The organism is Rhodococcus sp. BH5, from assembly GCF_027583855.1.
GTDB lineage: Bacteria > Actinomycetota > Actinomycetes > Mycobacteriales > Mycobacteriaceae > Rhodococcus_F > Rhodococcus_F qingshengii.
In genome coordinates, this window is sequence record NZ_JAJHVW010000008.1 from 123,490 (window position 1) to 145,493 (window position 22,004).

Below are 22,004 nucleotides of genomic sequence, written 5' to 3' on the forward strand. Positions count from 1 at the left end.
CAACAACTCGATCAAATTCGGGCATTAATACCCCTCCGGATAGCTTGCACACGCAACTACCGATAGCGTCAGGGTGTGACTCTCTCGTTCAATGGGGTAGTTCAGAAGTTAGATCGAATCCGGACAAAGCAAGGCCCGGGTTCCGATGCTGCGCGTGAAATGGGGTTCGAGCAGCACAGAGAAGGCGTCGAACGCCTACTCGCGTCATACCGCGCCATTCCCGCCGATGCTTCTGTACGCCTGGCAAAGAAGACATCCAATCTGTTCCGCGCTCGCGCCAAGACGTCGGCCCCCGGCCTCGACGTCAGCGGTCTGGCAGGTGTCATCGCCGTCGATGCGCAGGCGCGCACAGCCGACGTCGCCGGCATGTGCACGTACGAGGACCTCGTCGACGCGACGCTGCCCTACGGGCTGGCGCCCCTGGTCGTGCCTCAACTCAAGACCATCACCCTGGGCGGTGCGGTGACCGGCCTGGGCATCGAGTCCACCTCGTTCCGCAACGGCCTGCCGCACGAGTCGGTACTCGAAATCGACGTACTGACCGGAAGCGGCGAGATCATCACCGCAACACCGGACGGCGAACACGCCGAACTGTTCTTCGGTTTCCCCAATTCCTACGGCACCCTTGGCTATTCGACGCGATTGAAGATCGCACTCGAACCCGTCAAGAAGTACGTCGCCTTGCGCCACGTGCGCTTCGATTCGTTGAAGAAACTCGAAGAAACGATGGATCGCATCGTCACCGAGCGCGAGTACGACGGGATCGCCGTCGACTATCTCGACGGGGTGGTCTTCACCGATTCCGAGAGCTACCTCACACTCGGCGCGCAAACCGACGAGGAAGGCCCGGTCAGCGATTACACCGACCAGGACATCTTCTACCGGTCGATCCAGCATTCGTCACTCACCCAGCCCAAGACGGATCGCTTGACCATTCGCGACTACCTGTGGCGCTGGGACACCGACTGGTTCTGGTGCTCACGAGCTTTCGGTGCACAGAACCCGAAGATCCGGCGCTTCTGGCCCAAGCAGTACCTGCGCAGCAGCTTCTACTGGAAGCTGATCGCCCTCGACCACAAGTACGACATCGGAGATCGCCTCGAAAAGCGCAAGGGCAAGCCCCCGCGCGAACGCGTCGTCCAGGACGTCGAGGTACCCATCGAACGAACCGCGGACTTCGTCTCGTGGTTCCTCGAGGAAATCCCGATCGAACCACTGTGGTTGTGCCCGTTGCGTCTTCGCGAGCCAAGCCCTGCCGCCGCTTCTGCATCACGGCCGTGGCCCCTCTACCCCCTCGAACCCAAGCGCACCTACGTCAACATCGGCTTCTGGTCTTCGGTGCCGATCGTTCCCGGTGAGCGCGAGGGGGCAGCAAATCGACTGATCGAAGAAAAGGTCAGCGATTTCGACGGACACAAATCGCTCTACTCCGACTCCTACTACTCGAAGGAAGACTTCGAGGAGCTGTACTACGGCGGCGACCGGTACATCGGACTCAAGGAACGCTACGACCCGAAATCCCGTTTATTGGATCTATTCTCTAAGGCGGTGCAACGTAAATGACCACGTTCAAAGACTCCAAAAGCCAGGACAAGCTCTCTATTGCCGAGATTCTCGAGACGCTTTCCGACGGCATGCTGCCGCTTCGATTCACCGCGTACGACGGCAGCACCGCCGGCCCCGAAGATGCCGACTACGGACTGCACCTCAAGTCGACTCGCGGAACCACTTATCTCGCAACAGCTCCCGGCGACCTCGGCATGGCCCGCGCGTACGTCTCCGGCGATCTCGAAGCCGAGGGCGTCCACCCCGGTGATCCGTACGAGATCCTGCGCATCATGGGTGACGAACTCCACCTCAAGCGCCCGTCCGCACTGACGCTCGCCAGCATCACGCGCTCCCTGGGCTGGGATCTGTTGCGGCCCATCGCCCCGCCGCCCCAGGAACATCTCCCTCGGTGGCGTCGCGTCGCAGAAGGACTGCGTCACTCCAAGACTCGTGACGCCGAAGTCATCCATCACCACTACGACGTCTCCAACACCTTCTACGAGTACGTCCTCGGCCCGTCCATGACGTACACCTGTGCCGCTTACGACAATGCGGAACAGACGCTCGAAGAAGCCCAGGAGAACAAGTACCGCCTGGTGTTCGAGAAGCTCGGACTCCAGAAGGGTGATCGACTTCTCGACATCGGCTGTGGCTGGGGCTCGATGGTCCGCTACGCGGCCAGGCGCGGCGTCAAGGTGATCGGCGTGACTCTCTCTCGCGAGCAAGCGGATTGGGCACAGAAGGCCATCGAGGACGAGGGCCTCGCCGATCTCGCCCAGGTCCGTTTCTCCGACTACCGCGACGTGGCCGAGACCGGATTCGACGCAGTGTCCTCCATCGGCCTGACCGAGCACATCGGCGTCGGAAACTACCCGGCGTACTTCGAGTTCCTCAAGGGCAAGCTGCGTGAGGGTGGGCGTCTGCTCAACCACTGCATCACCCGTCCGGACAACCGAAGCAGCGCCAAAGCAGGCGGATTCATCGACCGGTACGTCTTCCCTGACGGGGAGCTCACCGGTTCGGGTCGCATCATCTCCGAGATCCAGAACGTCGGCCTCGAGGTGCGTCACGAAGAGAACCTTCGCGAGCATTACGCACTGACGCTCGCCGGATGGTGCCAGAATCTCGTCGACAACTGGGACGCGTGCGTCGCCGAGGTCGGCGAAGGAACCGCCCGCGTCTGGGGCCTGTACATGGCCGGCTCACGACTCGGGTTCGAGCGCAATGTCGTTCAGCTGCACCAGGTTCTGGCCGTGAAGCTCGGCCCCAAGGGTGAGGCGCATGTGCCGCTTCGCCCGTGGTGGAAGGCCTAGGGGCAAAGCCCCTGTGCGCCTTTTTGGTAGTCGGCACTACCAAAAAGGCGCACAGGTGCCGCAGGCACCCGACTGCGTCCTCACCCAGCCTCCCCGCCGCAAGACCGTCTCCACCTCGTGCGCAACCTGGCACGGGGTCTTCATCACCTCGTCGAATCCGTAGACCAACCGCGGACGACCTGCCAGCTCTGCCGCATTGTCACGGCGGCGATCACGAAATGCCACTTCTGCCATGGAATGCGCCCACCGACCGTCGAGACGCACGATCAGCGGCACACTGACTTCGCTGTAATCGCAGTCCTCGTACAGCGTGCGGCCGTCGACGCGGACCGGAGACTGGCGTCTGGCCGACGGCAACCCGTGCGCCTGCTCCACGTCGACCGCATAGTGGTATTCGAGCGTTGACTGCACCCCGTCTGCCAGGAGTCGTACCGCATCGGAAAGCGCACCCTTGAATCGATGTGGTGTTCGTTCGTCAATCCGACGACGCACATCGTTCAACGGAATTCGCGCATTTGTCACTGTGGTGATGAGTGAAACGTAGGCGCTTCGCGCTGTGGATTCGGCGGTCGCAAGATCAATCGCGGTATCCGCCCGCGACGTTCGAGGTATGACTGACGGCACGCCGATGTATCGGTGGGCTCGGGATCGGTGGACGACTACCCCGGGGTGAACCACGCCACCCACTCTGACAAGTGCACCCGACGTTCGCGCTGGAACTCGGCGGATTGTCGCGGACTGACAGCGAGCGGACTTGCCGTAGGGCACGGTGACATGGACTGGCTTGTCTGCGTCGATGCGACGCATTCCCCATTCCTCAGCTGCAGTGTCGTGGCTCAGAATCGCTTGCGGGCCACCATAAAGCCAAGCGGCGTTCAAGATCATTTCTCTGGTGAGCGGGCCAGCGGTCACTGCATACACGCCTTGTAGAACGCGCTGCCATTCGCCGCGGTCCAGAAAGTTCCGCAGCATCCCTCGGTTGTATCCGAATGACGAGAGTTGCTGTTGCCGTACCAGACCGGATTGCGCATCGAGAATCCGGAGAAACTCGCTTCCACCATGAGACGTAGTCATGGCACCAAGCGTCAGGCCGAACTCCGACAGGACTGACGTGAAATTCGCTGTCGGAGTTCGTCTGTGGATAACTCACCAGCTGGGGATGAACCCCTGTGCGCCTTTTTGGTAGCCGTAACTACCAAAAAGGCGCACGGGGGCTATGCCCCTAGCGAAGCCGGCGGGGTGAACCGCGGGCCGTACTGCGCAGCGAGTTCCTTTGCACGAGCGACGAAGCCGGCCGTGCCGCCCTCGTAACCGACGATGAACTGGTGAACGCCACCGGTCCAGGCCGGGAATCCGATGCCCATGATGGAGCCGATGTTGGCGTCCGCCGTGGTGATCAGGACGTTCTCGTCGAAGCACTTCTGCGTCTCGATCGCCTCGATGAACAGCATGCGGTCGATGAGGTCCTGGATCGGGGCGTCGGAGGTTCCGGAGTTGAAGTTCTCGCGGAGTCCGGACCACAGGCCGGTGCGCTTGCCCTCTGCGTAATCGTAGAAGCCGGCTCCACCGAGCTTGCCCTTACGATCGAACTTCTCGACGAGGGTGTTGATGACCTCGCCGGCCGGATCTGCCGGCAGTTCCTTGCCTTCGGCCTTGGCGGCGTCGGCAGATTCCTTGCGGATCTTCTGCATGAGGGTGAGGTTGAGCTCATCCGAAAGCTGAAGCGGCGCAGCCGGGTAACCGGCCTGCATACCGGCCTGCTCGATGGTGGCAGGCTCGACGCCCTCGGCGAGCATGCCGATGGCCTCGTTGATGAAGGTTCCGATGACACGCGAGGTGAAGAAGCCACGCGAGTCGTTGACCACGATCGGCGTCTTGCGGATCGCCTGGACGTAGTCGAACACGCGAGCCAGAGTCTCGTCGGAAGTCTTCTCACCGCGGATGATCTCCACCAGCGGCATCTTGTCGACGGGCGAGAAGAAGTGGATGCCGATGAAGTCTTCCTGACGCTTCACGCCGGTGGCGAGACCCGTGATGGGCAGCGTCGAGGTGTTCGAGCCCAGCAGTGCCTTGGGATCGACGATGTCCTCGATCTCCTGGAACACCTTGTGCTTGAGTTCCTGGCTCTCGAACACTGCTTCGATGACGAAGTCGACGCCGGCGAAATCTGCCGGGTCAGACGTCGGGGTGATCTTGGCAAGGAGTGCGTCGGACTTCTCCTGCGTGGTCTTGCCGCGCGAGAGTGCCTTGGCCTCAATGCCTTCGGCGTACGCCTTGCCCTTGTTGGCAGCCTCGATGCTGACGTCCTTGAGGACGACGTCGAAGCCTGCCTTGGCGGAGACGTACGCGATGCCCGCGCCCATCATGCCCGCGCCGAGGACACCGACCTTCTTGATGGTGGACTTCTCGATGCCTGCCGGACGTGAACCGCCGCCGTTGATCGACTGCAGGTCGAAGAAGAACGCCTGGATCATGTTCTTCGCGACGCGGCCGGTCACCAGCGAGGTGAAGTAGCGAGCCTCGATGAGCAGCGCGTTGTCGATGTCGACCTGCGAACCCTCGACGGCTGCGGCCATGATGGCGCGCGGAGCCGGCATCGGAGCGCCCTTGAGCTGCTTACGCAGGTTCGCGGGGAACGCCGGAAGGTTGGCAGCGAATGCCGGAGTGGACGGAGTTCCGCCAGGGATCTTGTAGCCCTTGACATCCCACGGCTGAACGCCGCCTTCGGGGTTGGCCTTGATCCATGCCTTCGCAGCCGGAACCAGCTCCTCTACCGAGCCGACGACCTCGTCGATGAGGCCGACTTCCTTGGCCTGAACGGGTCCACGCTGCTGCCCCTGGAGCAGGACGCCCATGAGCGCGTTCTGCAGGCCGAGCATCCGCACGGTACGCACGACGCCGCCGCCGCCGGGCAGCAGGCCGAGGGTGACCTCGGGCAGGCCGATCTTGACGCCCTTGACGTCTGCCGCGATGCGGTGGTGGGTCGCGAGAGCGATCTCGAGGCCACCGCCGAGCGCCGCACCGTTGATGGCGGCGACGACCGGCTTGCCGAGAGTTTCGAGACGACGCAGGTCTGCCTTGATCTCGACGCTGTGGTTGTAGATCTCCTCGGCCTGCTCGGGGCCGACCTTGATCATGTTCTTGAGGTCGCCACCGGCGAAGAAGGTCTTCTTGCCGGAAGTGATGACGGCACCGGTGATGGAGTCCTTCTCGGCGACCAGACGGTCGACGGTGGCCTTCATCGACGCGATGTACGCGTCGTTCATGGTGTTTGCGCCCTGGTTGGGATCGTTGATGGTGAGCACGACGATGCCGTCGGCGTCCTGGTCCCAGTTGATGATGTTCTGATCAGTCACTTTGCTTGACTCCTGGTAAGCCTCGTTGGAAGGACGGACGCCGCGTCAGACGCGCTCGATGATGGTGGCAACGCCCATACCGCCGCCGATGCACAGGGTGATGAGGGCGCGCTTGCCGCCACGACGCTCGAGCTCGTCGACCATCGTTCCGGTGATCATCGCGCCGGTTGCACCGAGCGGGTGACCCATGGCGATCGCGCCACCGTTGACGTTGAGCTTCTCGTCCGGGATGTTCAGGTCCTTCTGGAACTTCAGGACGACGGAAGCGAATGCCTCGTTGATCTCGAAGAGGTCGATGTCGTCGACTGTCAGGCCGGCAGCTGCCAGAACCTTCTTCGACGCCGGCGTCGGGCCGGTGAGCATGATGGTGGAGTCGGCGCCGCTGGTGGCGGTGGCGACGACGCGAGCGCGCGGCGTCAGACCCATGTCCTTGCCGGCCTGCTCGCTACCGACGAGCACGAGGGCAGCGCCGTCGACGATTCCCGAGCTGTTGCCGCCGTGGTGAACGTGGTTGATCTTCTCGACCCAGTGGTACTTCTGCAGCGACACGGCGTCGAATCCGCCTATTTCACCGATCACACCGAACGCGGGAGCCAATCCGGCGAGGTTCTCTGCCGTGGTGCCCGGACGCATGTGCTCGTCGTTGTCGAGGATGGTGATGCCGTTGATGTCCTTGACCGGCACTACCGACTTGGCGAAGTATCCGCCGGTCCACGCCTTGGCGGCGAGGTCCTGCGAGCGCACGGCGTATGCGTCGACGTCGTCACGCGAGAAGCCCTCGATGGTGGCGATGAGGTCTGCGCCGACGCCCTGCGGCACGAAGTAGTTGTCGTAGTTGGTGGCGGGGTCGAGTGCCCACGGTCCACCGTCGGATCCCATCGGAACGCGGGACATCGACTCGACGCCACCGGCGATCACCAGTTCGTCCCAGCCGGACCGAACCTTCTGAGCAGCCATGTTCACGGCCTCGAGGCCGGAAGCGCAAAAACGGTTGAGCTGAACGCCGCCGACGGTGTCGGGCAGTCCCGCATCGTTGACTGCAACGCGGGCGATGTCCATTCCCTGATCGCCAACGGGGGTGACGACGCCCAGGATGAGGTCGGAGATCCGGTCCTCGTCGAGGTCGGGAAAGCGCACGCGCAGTTCCTGGATCAGACCCGTGACCAGCGAGATCGGCTTGACCGAGTGCAACGACCCGGTCTTCTTGCCGCGGCCTCGCGGGGTACGGATGGCTTCATAAATGAATGCCTCTGTGGTCACTGTGAGGTGTTCCTTCCGTGTAATTCGTCGAACCGGTCTGCAGATCGTCCGCGCCACCTTCGGTGGTGACGCATGGCCGAGGTACAGACCTCAGCCCTTTCACTGTAGAACGTGTTCCAAATTCATGGGAAGGACCGAAGCGATCCTGCTAGGTGACCGAGGTGATCAGGTGCGCGAACGCCTGCCCGCTTCGGTTCATTTCGGGTGCGCCCCCGGAAGCACTCACGGCACGATGCGATACGGCAACATCATGTCGTGATCTTCGTGATCGAGTAGATGGCAATGCCACACGTATCCCTGGAGTCGACCAGAATCAGCCATATCGTGGCGCCCACCGCCCGTCATCCCACTACCCGTCATCACACCGCTCGGAAGACGATCGAACATCGCGTCGGGATCGAAACCCAGCTCATCCGCGGTGGGGAATCGCACGATGATCCGGGTGACGGTGCCGCCGTCCACCCTGACGGTGTCCTTCATTCCCGCTTCCCACGGCGCCGGCGCGATCATCGGCCCCGCCTCGAACCCTTCGGGCGACGGAGTCCACTTGTTGCCGATCACCGGCTGCGGATGTCGGATCAAGTACTCCAGCGTCCGCATCGGTGTTCTGCCGAGAATCCGGAAATTCACCAGGTGCAGGTGTATCGGATGCGGGTCCGGCGTGGTGTTGACGATGTTCCACTGCTCGACGGTGCCTTGCCGCGGCCTCTCGACGTCCGTGGTGCTGAACGTCAGGTTGTTCAGCGTCATCTGAGCCGGTGGATTCCGCAGTTCCAGTTGCTGGCTCACCGTCACCGTGCGAATTACCGTCGGCTGCTCCAACGGGGCGAGAACGTCACGTTGCCGGCGCCCACCGCGCAGTTGCGACGGAACACCACCGGTGAATCCGCGCCTGGCGTCACCGCGGAACCGGCAGAACAGCGGCATCGTCACTTCACCGATGACAGCGGCGGGTAGCGGGGGCGCCTCGTCGTTGCGAAGCTCCACCGTCGAACCCTCCGACAGTCCGGTGAAATCGACGAGGAGGTCGTACCGCTCCCCCGGTGCGCAGCGGAAGGCATTGACCGCGACGGGCGCGTCGAGCATTCCGGCGTCGTTGCCGATGACCCAGAACGTCATCATGTTCGAGAAGTGAAGATTCCACACACTTGCCGACGACGCATTGACGATGCGGAAGCGGTAAAGGCCCCGAGCCACAGACAGTTCCGGCCACACCTTGCCGTTGACCAAGCCGACGTCGCCCACCGCGCCGCCTTCCCACGATCCTTCCGGGATCAAGATGGTGGATCGGCCGTTCTGGGCGCCTGTCGGCGTGAAGATCTTCTCCTGCAGGATCAACGGGATCTCGAATTCCTCGGCCGGCAACCCCAACGGATTTCCCAGTTTGCCGGTGTCGAATTCATCCCTGATCAGATAGTTGCCGATCAGACCGGCGTAGACGTTGAGCCGGGTGATGCCCATCGCATGATCGTGATACCAGAGGTGGGCGGCTTCCTGACCGTGCAAAAAGTGATGCATCGCAGCCTGTCCCGGCATCACCAGCAGTTCCGGGTGGCCGTCGCTCTCAGGTGAAGTGACTCCTCCGTGCAAGTGCAACGACGTCGGCGGGTGCGCACGAAAGTCGGCCTGCATTCCGTGCAGCGTCATATCCATGTCCGCTGCCAACGGATGTCCGGTCAGATCGTTCTCGAACGTCAACATGATCGGCTCGCCGGAATGCGCCTCGACGGTAGGGCCCAGATAACCGCCACCGATCTCTCCGCTGCGGTACGACAGTGCTGGGGACGGGGGAAAATCCCGATGAAAGGCATGTTGCCCCACTTGCGCTGTCAGTGTGATCTCGTTTCCGGAAAGCGTTGACAACGAATGTAGTTCGTCACAGAACGGCTCGAACTCCGGCGAATGAAAAATCAACGGAGACTCGATATCCACACTCCCCGCCGGAGCAGCACCTGCCTTTGCGCCCAAAGCAACAGCCGCTGTGCCGACTACCGACCCTTTCAGAACCGATCTTCTGGAAACCCCGATACCCATACATGCCCCTCCCCATCGAAACGGGTTGCGTTCTCCGGCAAGGAAAACGCAACCCGTCTCTCCACTTCGATCTCGGAAAATCCCCCGTCTACTTTCCGTCGATCGCCTCCAGCACCGAATCGATCAGCGACTGTGGAAGTTTCGACGGCGGAGAGATTTCCAGTTCTCCCGGAGCGCCCGGCATCGTCCAGACAGTTCTGTGCCGAGCGATCGCGAGCTTCTCCCGTGATCCGTCCTCATTGACCTTGAAGTACTCGAACTCGAGGTCGATCCCCCTCTCGTAGAGGGCAGACAAGGACATCGTGACCAGGACGTCGTCGAACGGCATGACCTCGCGCAGATGCTCAACCCTGGTGTGCACACAACGAAGTTCCCCGAGAGCGCCTCTGGCCGCCATGGCCTCACGCTGAGAACGGACCAGGAACTTTTCCCGAACCCTCGACTGCCAGATGTAATAGTTGCCGAAGTAGATGTTTCCCACGACGTTTCCGTCCTGCAACGTCGTCGAGAACACCTCGGATTCGAGCAGGTACGGATTGCGCGGCACCATCGGAGCCGAGCGGATCACGGAACCACGATCGACGTTCTTCGGTTCGGTGGGAACAGCGATGTTCTTCGTCCCCGTCGGAATCGTCATCGGCTCGATGAAATCGTGGAAGTACTGCGGCATCGGCCGTGCCGCCACCACACCGTGGGAGAGGATTTCCACCCACGTCGTCTGCATCGCACTCCACCCGATGTGAGTGCGCGTCTCGCCGTCGACCCGGCACCATTCGACATGCAGATTGGTGGTTGCCCGATCCGGACCGGTGAGCTCGGTGATCCAGATCGTCCCCTCGACAATGTCGTCGGTGTACAGGTTCGCATCGATGAACACCTCGGAGTTGTTGGTCACCATGCCCCAACGACCCGTCGCCATGTCCTCCACGATCTGCTTCGAGATCGGTCCGGTTCCCCTCTCTCGCAAAGCGCCCAACACAGCGCGAAGCTCGCGAACCCCACTGATCCACCGACGTTGCACGCGTCCCGGAACCCGACGGGGAACCGGATCGACACCGCCGGATAGCCGCTCCGGGCCACCACATGCACGTCGGAGCCGTAGGCCATCGGATCGAACTGCGCGAGAGACTTCGCCGACAACGGTCCGGAGTCGAACTGCGGTGCCGGGTCCTGCGCCGGTTCCTCCGCATCCTCCTCATGAGTCACAAACGCGAGAATCCGCTCCTCGTTGTCCGTCAACAGAGCTGGAAAAGTCAGAACCACCACGCTTCCCTCTGCGCCGCCGCGGAAGGTCACTGCGTCGTCCTCCCTGGCGCCCATCGCCAGAGAAACCGACATCTGCCCCGCGGCCTTTCGGATCGCCTCGGCCGCCGCCCACAGCCTGGTTCCCGCACGATCGAGTGATTCGCCGCCTGCGATCAACTCGTCCAGCAGCGGAATCCGCGCCGAACCCAGAAGCGCCTTCCACTGCACGGCGGTTCGGGAGCGAATCGGTTCGATGTCACACCCCTGAGGCCAGTCGCCGGCCGAACTGAGTGACTTGCTGCCGTCGTGCGAGAGCGAGACATCCACAGAGGGCGGAATATCACCGACGACGACGGGCTTTCCGGTTTCCTGCCATTCGATGGCAAAGGCATTACTCATTTGATCACCACATCCTCATCGAGATGAATGTTCACGGCCGCCTCGGCGATCGGTTTCTCCTGCTCGTGGCGTTCCGACTTGGTCAACTCGTGAATCCCCGGGGTATGCGCGACCACAACCCGCGGGCTCTTCACTCCCAACGCCCGGCTGTGTTGCGCGAGCTTGTCGAGAATGATCTGTGCGTCGCGCGCAGTCGGATCCGCGATTTCCTCAGCTGTAGGACGGCTTTCGTCGTGGGAGAGAATCTGGGAGCGATATCCCTCGAGCTGCATCACCACTCGTCCGTCCTTCACCACCGCCACGTCGGCTTGCATGTGGGTCTCTGTCTGCACCTTGTCGTAGGCGTACGCGGTGAACGAACGAGCCTCGAATCGTCCGTCGTACATGTCGATTCGCGCAATGTTGACCGGAAGGCAGATCTCCCGCGGAACCATGATCTGACCCGATTGGAGCAGGGAATCGAGGAAGTAGGGATCACCGAGGAGGTGCTGCTTACGGTCGGCTCGCGAAATAGCGCTGAAGAGAATGTGCTCGGAATCGAGGCTCGAGATCTCTTCGAGTCGGCGGAAATCGCCCTCCTGGAACAGCAACCACGAGTAGAGATCGTCCAACGGATCGATGTCGAGCACCGGTCGCGGCAACTCCTTCTCGAACTCCGGCAGTGTTTCGTCCAGCCCGAAGATGAAGTCGGCCGAGAAATGGGGCCGTCCGTACCCGGTCCGTTCGGTGCCGATCGTGACATGCACCCGCGTTCCTGCAGCATCACGATCCTGCTCCACGACGCTTGCCTTGATCTCGACTCTGGTGCCCTCGACCGTGTCGACGACGATCGGTCGATCCAGCTTGATGTCGTCGATGCGGACGCGGCCCAGAGTCACGCGTCCGGTGACATAGGCCGCCGCCTGCGACATCGCCTCGAGCCCGAACACCGTCGGAAGCAGCGCCGATCCCTTCCAGACATGATCGAGGACAAAGGGATCCGCCGAGGTGGACAACGTCGTCCGGGTCACCAGTTCTACCTGCGGCTCGAATGTCACCACTTGGTCGATGTAGCGCGACACCGCCGGCAGAGCCGGTGCTGCCGGCGCCCAGGTGTCGAGACCGCCGAGTCGACTGGTCACGACGATACGACTCGCCTCGGGTCCGCTGTCGACCAGGCGAAGGAAATGATCCACTCCCGCAGCCGTGGAAATCGGCATGACACCCATCTTCGCGAGGTGGTTGACACTGCCCATGCGGGCGCCCATGCCGGTCTCCCCCCACACGCTGTACGCGAGCGAGAACGTCCGAGTCTTCGGGTGCCCGGCGGCATACCGCACCACCATTTCGTCGAGAAGCTCGTTTCCGTATGCATACCAACTGTTTCCGGGCATACCTGTGAATCCGATGATGGAAGAGAAGCCCACGAACAGCTTCAGGTCACGATCAGCGAGCGCTTCGACGAAGTTGGCTGCGCCCAGGACCTTAGGTGCAACCTCCTTGAAAGCCGCAGCGCTGTCGACTCTCTCGAACCGCCGCGGAACATTCGCCCCCGCACCGTGGACAAACCCGGTGATCGGCCCAACCTCGACCTCGATCTGGGCGACGACGCCGGCCACCGCCGCAGCATCCGTGACGTTGCAGCGATAGTAGTGAGCGCTCAATCCGGCAGACGTGAAGTCCGCAAGAGTGGAAGCGATTTCGTCACCCGCTTGTCGCTGAGAGCTTCCGATCAGCACTAGTTCGGCGCCTGTCTTTCGACCGAGAGCCAGAGCGCATTGCGCCATGATGCCTTTCGCGCCACCGGTCACGACCACTACATCCGAACTCCCCAACCCGCTCTCGCGGACGGTGTAGTCGCTCGAGGCGAGAACCCGCGGTTGCAGTGCCGTGCGTCCCATCTCGGTGCCGTAAGTCGCGAACACATAGGATGCAACCGAATCCAACTCGGAGACGACGGTGGTTGCCACCACCGCGTCCGCAGTCGAGCCGTCGAATCCTATGACGCGGACATCCAGTTCGGGGCGCTCGTGATGCACCGAAGCGGCAAAAGCCGCCGCACTCGATACCGGCGCCGGATTGCCCAACTCGACATCGGTGAACTGAATCACTGCCAATGTGGTTCGTGCGCCTCCACTTTGCTGCGCCGGAACCATCTTGTACATGTGTTCGATCCCACGGCGCAAGCCGATTTCGGTGACGGAATCATCGGTCACACGCGGCATTACGGCAACCACGTGCTGTGCATTCGCAGGAGCGCCGTCGGAGAATGTGCGAATGTCGACCTGAGCACCACGCCCTCCCAGTTCGGATTCCAACCTTCCGACCAAACCGGCGTCGTCACCGATGACGACAAACGTCGTGTCCGTGAGGTCTCGGACTCCGTGCAACGCTGTCTCGCTCCGAACCTTTTCCAGGGTGTAATCGCGAACCCAGGTGAAGCTGTCGGCTGATAGACCCTTTGCCTTCACCGGCAGCGCCCGCGCAACCGGCTGCTGCTGCCCCGACTTCTCTTTCGCGGATCGATCGAGCACTTCGATGAGTTCACCCAGGCTGACGTTGACGAGTTCGGCCGGATCCAGATCACCCTGAACACCCAATCGCGTTGCCACAGTTGCTATCGCATCGGCAGCCTTGATCGAGTCCATGTTCAGGTCGTCGAGCAGGTGGAGATCCACATCGAGAGACTCCACCGGAAATCCGGTGTCCTCCGCGATTACCTCGAGCAGTATTCGCGACACGTCCGACTGCACCGAACTCGCTGCTGGAACGGCGGAACCGGGATTCGGTGATGCCGCAAGGATCAGCGATGCTGCTTCTCCGATCGTGGCATTGGCCAACTCGGCAGGGTCGAGGTCGACAACCTCGAACTGATGCGCAACCTTCGAAATAGCCTCTGCCGCACTGATCGAGTCGAGATTCAGATCATCGAGCAGACGCAGATCCGTTCTGATCGACTCGGCGGGGAATCCCGTCGTATCGGCGAGGATCCTGATCAGCTCACTTTCCACGGACCCAGCGCCCGCGTCAGCCGGCTCTTCGACTACCGGAGCCGAAACCGGCGAAGGAGCTTTCGCTGCTACGGATTCGTGGCCGTTAGTGACTGCCCGCGAAGTCGGAGCAGATGGAGAAGACGGAGAAGTCGCTCCACTGCCTACATCAGCACGAATCACGTCGACGAGGAAGGTCCCGCGTCGGCTCAGGTAATCGGCCAGCGCCGCAGCCGGATCCCCGCCGGACGTACCAAGTGCGAGCGGTTCGGGAGCAGAGGTAACCGTCAGCTTCGCCTCGGCCAGGTTCTCGATGAACACCTTCTGATCGGCAGGAACGAATTCGCGCACGAACCGGCCGTCGAAAAGTTCGTTCCATCGGACCTGAGCGCCGTGTACGTACATCGCGGCCAGTGCGACATTGAAGTCCTCGTCGCGTCCGGACTTGGACGCAACGGGGAAGCAGCGCACGCCGTCGGTCCCATTGATCGCCTTGGTGAGCCCGGTCAGCACACGGCCAGGACCGACCTCGACGAGCAGGTCCACGTCCTGCGAGATTCCACTTACCGTCTTGACCCAGTCGACCGGTGAGACAACCTGTTTGGTGACCAATTCGCGAAGTGCCAGTGGCGTCTGTACGCGTTTCCCTTCGACGCAGGAATACACGGGGCAAGTCAGCGAATCGACTTGCTCGTCAACGGGCGCAGTGGACTTCAGCTCCCGCTCGGCCTCGTTCATCATCTCGGAGTGGAAAGCATTCGACACGGCAAGCGCCTGAGCCGACACTCCGCGCGTCTTCGCGATGGCAACCACATCGTCGACCGCGTCTTTGGTGCCCGAAACCACGGTCTGTGTAGGCGTATTCAGATTCGCGACGGTCGCGTAACCCTTTGTTTCCGCGATGATCGCCTCAGCCGTCGATCGGTCGCAGGTCAGGCTCGCCATCGCGCCGTTTCCACCACCACTGACAGCCATGGCCGCACCCTTCGCCGCAGCCAAGGTGATCAGCGTCTTCTGGTCGTAAGCTCCTGCCGCGTAGAGCGCGGTCAACTCGCCGAGACTGTGGCCGGCGACAGCACTGGGTGTGACACCCAATCGGCGGAGGTACTCGAACCAGAGCAGCGAAGCCAAAGCGACGGCAGGCTGGGTGAACTGCGTCTGGGCGAGATCCCGCTTCCACTTCGCCAATTCCGCAGCGTCAGCGCTCTTGACCGGGTTCCGCAGAATTCGAGGCGTGATCGCCTCCGCTCCAACTCCCTCCAACCAGCCGTCCGCCTCGGTCGCCAGTTCGCGTGCCCACTCGAAGCGCTCGATCAGCACGCGCGCCATCTCTAGTTGTTGGGATCCCTGTCCAGGGAACAGGAATCCGATGTCGTGGTGGACGGCGTTCGAGATCGAGATCTCGTTGCTCACGACCTTCACCTGGCCGGATGCAGGAGCGGAGTTCTCGCAGATCACGGCAAGCTGACGCATGCGTTCGGCCAACTGCGCGGGACGTCCGGCCACCACTGCGGCACGGAAGGGCGCGGTCGGCGAGATCACTCGAGAGAGTTTCGCCGAAAAGTCCAGCAGCTCGGCAACACTCAACGGAACCGCCAGATCTGCAACATCCCGCGCTCGGGTCGCCAAGTCCACCGCGGAATCTGCAGAAAGTACGAAAACCTCGGTGGCCTGATACGACGCCATCATCGTGCGGACGTCTTGCGAGGGTGTCAGCTTGCTGGATGGTGCATCAGCCGATTCGATCGCGACGTGGCAGTTGATACCGCCGAAACCCATGGCTTGCGCACCGGCACGCATCTTCTCGGACGGATCTCTGATCTCACCGTTGACGAGCGGAAAGAGTGCCGGCGCTTCGGTTCCGAACGCCGGGTTCGGGTCGGTGCAACCGGCGAGCGGCGGAAGGATTCGTTGATTGACGGCCATGGTCGCCTTGATCAGCGCAAGGATGCCCGACGCCGCCTTCGTGTGCCCGATCAACGACTTCAGTGACGTCATGCCGATGCTACGAGCCTCGACGGGCCCGTCCGTCTGAGCGGCCTGCTGGACGCCGGCCAGTTCGACGGGGTCTCCGACGGGAGTACCAGTTCCGTGTCCTTCGACGAAGGCAACCTCGCTGGCCGCGAATCCCGCTCGCGAGTATGCGCGACGGATCATCTCGGCCTGAGTTTCGGCGCGGGGCTTGGTGATTCCACCCTTGCCATCGGTGGAGATGCCCCAGCCGCGAATCGTCGCGTACACGTAGTCGCCGTCCGCCCTGGCGTCCTCGAGTCGTTTCAAGGCCACGAATCCGCAACCTTCACCCGGGATGAATCCGCTTCGGCTTGCGTCGTACACGTTCATGTCGCCACGGGTCAGTGCACCCAAACGGGCGAATCCCACCAGTTCCAAAGGATCCAAGCTGACGTCGACTCCCCCTGCCAAGACGAAGTCGGCCGCGCCGGACGCCAGCTTTTCGGCTGCAGTCGCCACCGCGAGCATTCCGGACGCGCACGCACCGTCCACGACGTACCCGCCGCCGTTGAAGTCGAGATAATTGCAGATCCGGCCGGCAATCGTATTCGACAACATGCCGGCGAGAGTGTCTTCACTCGGCTCCACCAATGGGCCCTTGTAGACCTCTTCCATCGTCTCGGCGAGAGCATCGGCGACGGAACTGTCCAACTGGCGCGCTTCGGCTGCCACAGCGAGTGCGCGCTTGACGTAAGGCCAACGCAAACGCATCGACCACATCCGGGATTCTTCACCGGTGAGGGAGTTGCCGACGATTGCGGCGCTGCGTCCAGTGGGTACCGATCCTCGGCTGTAGCCCGCGTCGGTCAAAGCCCCGAGTGCTGTTTCCAGAGCCAACCAGTGTGTGAGATCTGTCGACTTGAAGGTCCGCTCCGGTATCCGGCGACCGACCCAGTCGAATTCGAAACCATCCATGAACGCGCCGCGATCGGCGTATGTCTTGTCGACGTCGTCAGGGCTCGCGCTCCAGTAGTCGTCGAGGGACATCCGTGACTCCGGAAACTTTCGGAATTGCATCCGACGCGCGAGGACGTTCTCCCAAAATCCTTGCAGATCATGTGCACCGGGGGACCACATGCTCATCCCGACTATCGCAATCGCAGGATTAGTTGAATCTTCAGTCATCTTACACTTCCTATTTTCGCGCGCATCCACGGGAGACTCAATCGACCGAAGACTAACCACGCCCTCATCGGTGTGTAAAACGCAGATTCACCTCAAGGCATAAACAAATAACAAAGGTTGTTCGGCGCAATGAACGTGTCTCAGCAATTTGACAGCAATCGAGAGTTAGCTGTAACTCGGAGTTACTTATTTGCTTCGTAACCGGTCATGCTCCTGCTTGAACATCCGTACCGGATCCCGGTTTCACGGTCGCCATTTTCTCGCGATCGGCAAATATTCAGTTGAATATGCACCGAAATGCCGCAATGCCGAATATGTGGCCAATTCGCCGAATGTCCCAAATTGGTCGATCCCCGCAAAACAAACATCCGACAACTATCAATCTGAACATTCGTGACACACCGAAATTTAACAGCAGCACTCGAATGCCCATCAGACAACGAGAAATTCCAGATATTCTTCGGCGACCATCGTCCGAATCGACGTTTCGTTACACCGGAACTGAGCGAACGAATGTGCCAGCAAACCAGCCACATACAATTCAGCTTTGCGAGGCCGAGCCGGTGCGCTTTCGAGACGCGCGCGCACAAAGGGAACGGCACTTATAACAATTCGATCACACAGTGGTGCAGCTGGATTCCGACAGCTGTTTCACGCACACGGACCGAGACGGCAACTCAGCTTTCGAGGCGGCGAGCTCCGAGGACGTCCTTGAGGAGTTCCTTTGCAACATCCTCGGGATCACGTCTGGCAGTCGGATCAGCGGGCTCCGCCGCCTCCGCAAACATCTCGTCCTCGTCCTCCGGCGTTGCAGGCGGAGGAGTTGCCTCGTAGTCGACCTCAGGAGCAGGGGCCGGTCCAGGGTCTTCCGGATAGTCGGGGGCCTCGGGCGGCGGAATGTCGTCCGAATCTCCGCGCTGGGGCTGCGGGGCCTTGGGCTGCTGCGCTGCGCGCTCCTGGCTGGGGCGCGAGAAGCGGGGCGCAGCGGCAGGGCGGCTCGGAGCTTCCGTCGCCTTGGTTGCGCTCGATACTGTCGGCGCTGTAGGCGCACCTTCTTGATACTCGACTTGCCAAGTGCCACCGAACATTTCGGCAAGGACCTCGCAAATGACCGCCGCGTTGTGCGGTTGCGTCACACGAGCACCCAGGACCGGTGAGCCGTGAGCGATGACAACGACATGTCCACGCACGTCGTGAACCGTCGCAGCGGACAGCATGGCCGGAAGAACCTTGTTTCGTTCACCGACCTTGTTGCGCAAGGTGTTCCACGATTCACGGAGAGTCTCGACTGTGGGGCCTGCCGAGACCGGCGCAGCTTCGGCAACCGCCGGCTCGTCGAACTCGGGCTCGGGCTCGTAGTCGGGTTCCGGCTCGGCAAGCCCGATCAGCTCTTCCGCTTCGACAGGAGCAGGGGCCGGTGGTTCAACCACAGGAGCTTCAACTATTGGAGCTTCGGCAACCGGAGCTTCAACCACTGGAGCTTCAGCAACCGGCGGTTCCACGATCTCGACGGTGGGAGGCTCGACCACGGGAACTGCCGCTACCGGAGGTTCTACGACAGGAGCTTCCACAACCGGCGGTGCCGCCGGAGCAGGCGCGGCTGGTTCCGGCCGTGCCTCAGGCTCGGCCTTACGTTGGGAGGGCCGTTGGAACTTGGAAGCAATCTCCGGTTCGAGCGGCGGCACGGTCGGTGCCGGCGTTGCTGCCGCGCGAGGGGCAGCCGCGACTCCGGCAGCCGGAATACCTTGTTCCAGGCGCTCCAGCCGCTGCAATACAGCTGACTCGGTGTCGGAGGCCGACGGCAGCAGCATTCGCGCGCACATCACTTCGAGCAGCAGCCGCGGCGCCGTCGCCCCACGCATTTCGCTGAGTCCGGCATGGACAGTTTCGGCGAAGCGGGTGAGCGTGGCCGGGCCGACTCGTTGAATCTGCTCACGCATCGTGACCAGCTCCGCTTCCGGAGCGTCGACCAATCCTCGTTCGCTGGCGTCGGAAACAGCCTGCATCAAGATGAGATCACGCAGGCGCTCGAGAAGATCGAGCGCGAATCGGCGTGGATCGTGACCGGCGTCCATCACGCGATCGACAGTGCCGAACAACGCGGCCCCGTCACTGGCAGACAGGGCGTCTACTGCTTCGTCGATGAGCGCGACGTCGGTGACTCCGAGAAGAGAGAGCGCGCGCGGATACGTGACACCTTCTTCTCCTGCGCCCGCGAGCAGCTGATCGAGGACACTCAACGAGTCACGAGGGGAACCGCCGCCGGCCTTGATGACCAGTGGATACACCGCAGGCTCGACCGGTACGCCCTCCTGGGCGCAGATCTTTTCCAGGAGTCCGCGCATGGTCGACGGCGCCAACAGGCGGAACGGGTAATGGTGTGTACGCGAACGGATGGTCGGGAGAACCTTTTCCGGTTCCGTCGTCGCAAAGATGAAGATGAGGTGTTCCGGCGGCTCTTCGACGATCTTGAGCAGCGCATTGAAACCCGCCGCCGTCACCATATGTGCCTCGTCGATGATGAAGACGCGGTAGCGAGATGCGGCGGGTGCGTGGAACGCCTTGTCTCGGAGTTCTCGGGTGTCGTCGACGCCACCGTGACTTGCGGCGTCGAGTTCCGTCACATCCAGGTTGCCTGTGCCGCCCGGGCCCAGCGAAACGCACGAGTCGCACACGTTGCACGGCGTCGACGTCGGTCCCTGCTCACAGTTCAGCGAACGCGCCAGGATTCGCGCCGACGACGTCTTTCCGCAGCCGCGCGGGCCGGAAAACAGGTAGGCATGGTTGATGCGTCCGGTGTCGAGGGCCGTGCTGAGCGGTGCGGTGACATGCTCCTGCCCCACCACCTCGGCGAAGGACGCGGGTCGATACTTCCGGTACAGGGCCACGCGCAAAGACTACCGGCGACCCACGACAGGTGGTCCGGTGCGGGTGCAACGCCGACTTCTCCCGAAACATGTTCGCAACACAATCGCAGTGCGGAGGCAACCGCACGCACTCATCGTGGGTTCCGTGCACGCGGGCTGGTCCGCGTGCGTGAGGAGAAAACTGTGCCCGCCACCATCGATGCCGGAGCGACTGCCTGGTTGCTCGTCAGTACTGCACTCGTACTTCTGATGACGCCAGGACTCGCACTGTTCTACGGCGGCATGGTCCGCTCGACGGGCGTACTCAACATGATCATGATGAGTTTCGTCTCGATCGCACTCGTCACGGTTGCGTGGTTGTCCGTGGGCTACAGCCTCGTGTTCGGCGACGATCACGGTGGCATCATCGGCGGACTCGAGCACATCGGCATGGCGGGCATCGACCCGTCGACGGTGCACGGGAATGTCCCGGAAGTGTTGTTCGCAACCTTCCAATTGACGTTCGCAATCCTTACTGCAGCGCTCATCAGTGGTGCGATCGCCGACCGCGCGAAGTTCTCCGCCTGGATGATCTTCGTCCCCATCTGGTCCTTGCTCGTCTATGTCCCCGTCGCTCACTGGGTGTGGAATCCGCAGGGATGGCTCGCCCAGATGGGCGCACTCGACTACGCCGGTGGCCTCGTGGTCGAAATCGTGTCCGGAGCGTCGGGTCTGGCATTGGCACTGGTCCTCGGCCAGCGGATGGGTTTCAAGGCCGAGTCGATGCGTCCGCACAATCTGCCGTTCGTCCTGCTCGGCGTCGGCCTGCTCTGGTTCGGTTGGTTCGGATTCAACGCCGGCTCGGCCCTTGCGGCCGACGGTATGGCCTCGCAGATCTTCCTCAACACACTCGTCGCCGGTTGCACCGGACTACTCGGCTGGCTGTTCGTCGAGCAGAATCGTGACGGACACCCCACGACGTTCGGCGCAGCTTCGGGCGTCGTCGCCGGTCTGGTCGCGATCACCCCGTCGTGCGGAACGGTGAACATGTTCGGTGCGCTCGTCATCGGTCTGATCGCCGGCATCGTCTGCTCGTACGCCGTGGGATGGAAGCACAAGCTCGGCTACGACGACTCCCTCGACGTCGTCGGCGTGCACCTCGTCGGCGGAATCGTCGGCTCGTTGCTGATCGGACTCCTCGCGACGGCCGTGATGACGGGCGGTCCGGAAGGTTTGTTCTTCGGCGGTGGATTCGCGCAGTTGGGCAAGCAGTTCGTCGGCGTCGTCGTGGTCGCGCTCTATGCCTTCGGTGTGACCTACGGTCTCGGAAAGCTCATCGACAAGACCTTCGGCTTCCGCATTTCGCGTGAAGACGAGGCCCGCGGAATCGACGTTGCCCTGCACGCGGAGTCGGCCTACGAGCACGGAGTACTCGGCCACGGTCCGATCGGCGGACAGAACCCGAGCCCGTTCCTCCAGCGTCAGCGGGAGGAACGGGAGAACCGCGAGCGGGACTGACCGCCCTCACCGGTTCGCGATTTCCTCCATCAGGATCGGAACGCCGACATTGCAGGAATGAATCCCGACGACGGTGGTCAGTTTCAGCACCTCGAGAATCTCCTTCGGGGTCACTCCCATGTCGAGCGCGGCGCGAATATGGCGTCGTACGCCGGGTGCGTACATGTGTGTGCTCGCCGCATCGACGGCTATGCACAGCAACTGGATCACCTGAGGTGACAGCACCCCGCTGTTCCAGGGCTGCATCGCTGTCTTCATGTACAGCTCGGTCCACTCGGGATCCAGCTCCGAAAGTCCGTCCCACAACGGATTCCAGCCACCCGAATCCTTCATGGCCTGGGTCACGGGAAAAGCTTCACTTGCTCGAACGTCAGTCAT

12 protein-coding genes are annotated in these 22,004 nt (G+C 62.1%); 3 read left to right on the top strand and 9 right to left on the bottom strand.

All coding sequences use genetic code 11. The features are described 5' to 3' along the window. Positions 1-159 precede the first annotated feature (159 nt). Complete coding sequence (locus tag RhoBH5_RS20840) at positions 160-1,563, top strand: FAD-binding oxidoreductase (RefSeq protein WP_042447764.1); 1,404 nt, start codon at positions 160-162, stop codon at positions 1,561-1,563. Beyond that, positions 1,560-2,861 (top strand): class I SAM-dependent methyltransferase, encoded by a 1,302-nt coding sequence (locus tag RhoBH5_RS20845; protein WP_003943932.1) that lies wholly within the window; start codon positions 1,560-1,562, stop codon positions 2,859-2,861. Before RhoBH5_RS20840 ends, RhoBH5_RS20845 begins: the two co-directional genes overlap by 4 nt. A 36-nt stretch (positions 2,862-2,897) precedes the next feature. On the opposite strand, the gene RhoBH5_RS20850 is transcribed toward RhoBH5_RS20845, so the two are convergent. The 8 genes from RhoBH5_RS20850 to RhoBH5_RS20885 all read right to left on the bottom strand — a co-directional run bounded on the left by RhoBH5_RS20850 (position 2,898) and on the right by RhoBH5_RS20885 (position 20,150). Then, complete coding sequence (locus RhoBH5_RS20850) at positions 2,898-3,935, bottom strand: type IV toxin-antitoxin system AbiEi family antitoxin domain-containing protein (RefSeq protein WP_003943834.1); 1,038 nt, start codon at positions 3,933-3,935, stop codon at positions 2,898-2,900. 140 nt (positions 3,936-4,075) lie between these two features. After that, on the bottom strand, positions 4,076-6,217 hold the full coding sequence (locus RhoBH5_RS20855; protein WP_270008738.1) for a 3-hydroxyacyl-CoA dehydrogenase NAD-binding domain-containing protein: 2,142 nt from the start codon (positions 6,215-6,217) through the stop codon (positions 4,076-4,078). 45 nt (positions 6,218-6,262) lie between these two features. After that, positions 6,263-7,477: an acetyl-CoA C-acetyltransferase gene (locus RhoBH5_RS20860; RefSeq protein WP_007731553.1), complete on the bottom strand. Its 1,215-nt coding sequence runs from the start codon at positions 7,475-7,477 to the stop codon at positions 6,263-6,265. 222 nt (positions 7,478-7,699) lie between these two features. After that, positions 7,700-9,511, bottom strand: coding sequence for a multicopper oxidase family protein (locus RhoBH5_RS20865; protein WP_270008739.1), 1,812 nt, complete (start codon positions 9,509-9,511; stop codon positions 7,700-7,702). Between the two features lie 88 nt (positions 9,512-9,599). Continuing rightward, entirely contained in the window at positions 9,600-10,430 is an 831-nt protein-coding gene (locus RhoBH5_RS20870; RefSeq protein WP_270008740.1) for a thioesterase family protein, read from the bottom strand. Continuing rightward, entirely contained in the window at positions 10,403-11,155 is a 753-nt protein-coding gene (locus RhoBH5_RS20875; protein ID WP_270008741.1) for a hypothetical protein, read from the bottom strand. The genes RhoBH5_RS20870 and RhoBH5_RS20875 overlap by 28 nt, the downstream gene beginning before the upstream one ends. Beyond that, the gene (locus RhoBH5_RS20880; RefSeq protein WP_270008742.1) at positions 11,152-17,262 is read right to left on the bottom strand and encodes a type I polyketide synthase; all 6,111 of its coding nucleotides are present in this window, start codon (positions 17,260-17,262) and stop codon (positions 11,152-11,154) included. Before RhoBH5_RS20880 ends, RhoBH5_RS20875 begins: the two co-directional genes overlap by 4 nt. Before the next feature lie 677 nt (positions 17,263-17,939). Beyond that, positions 17,940-20,150 carry a DNA polymerase III subunit gamma and tau gene (locus RhoBH5_RS20885; protein ID WP_270008743.1) on the bottom strand — a complete coding sequence of 737 codons (2,211 nt, stop codon included), beginning with the start codon at positions 20,148-20,150 and terminating at the stop codon, positions 17,940-17,942. Between the two features lie 162 nt (positions 20,151-20,312). Between RhoBH5_RS20885 and RhoBH5_RS20890 the strand changes: the two genes are divergently transcribed. Then, positions 20,313-21,626 carry an ammonium transporter gene (locus RhoBH5_RS20890; RefSeq protein ID WP_270008744.1) on the top strand — a complete coding sequence of 438 codons (1,314 nt, stop codon included), beginning with the start codon at positions 20,313-20,315 and terminating at the stop codon, positions 21,624-21,626. A gap of 6 nt (positions 21,627-21,632) precedes the next feature. On the opposite strand, the gene RhoBH5_RS20895 is transcribed toward RhoBH5_RS20890, so the two are convergent. Further along, positions 21,633-22,004: a carboxymuconolactone decarboxylase family protein gene (locus tag RhoBH5_RS20895; RefSeq protein WP_020905896.1), complete on the bottom strand. Its 372-nt coding sequence runs from the start codon at positions 22,002-22,004 to the stop codon at positions 21,633-21,635.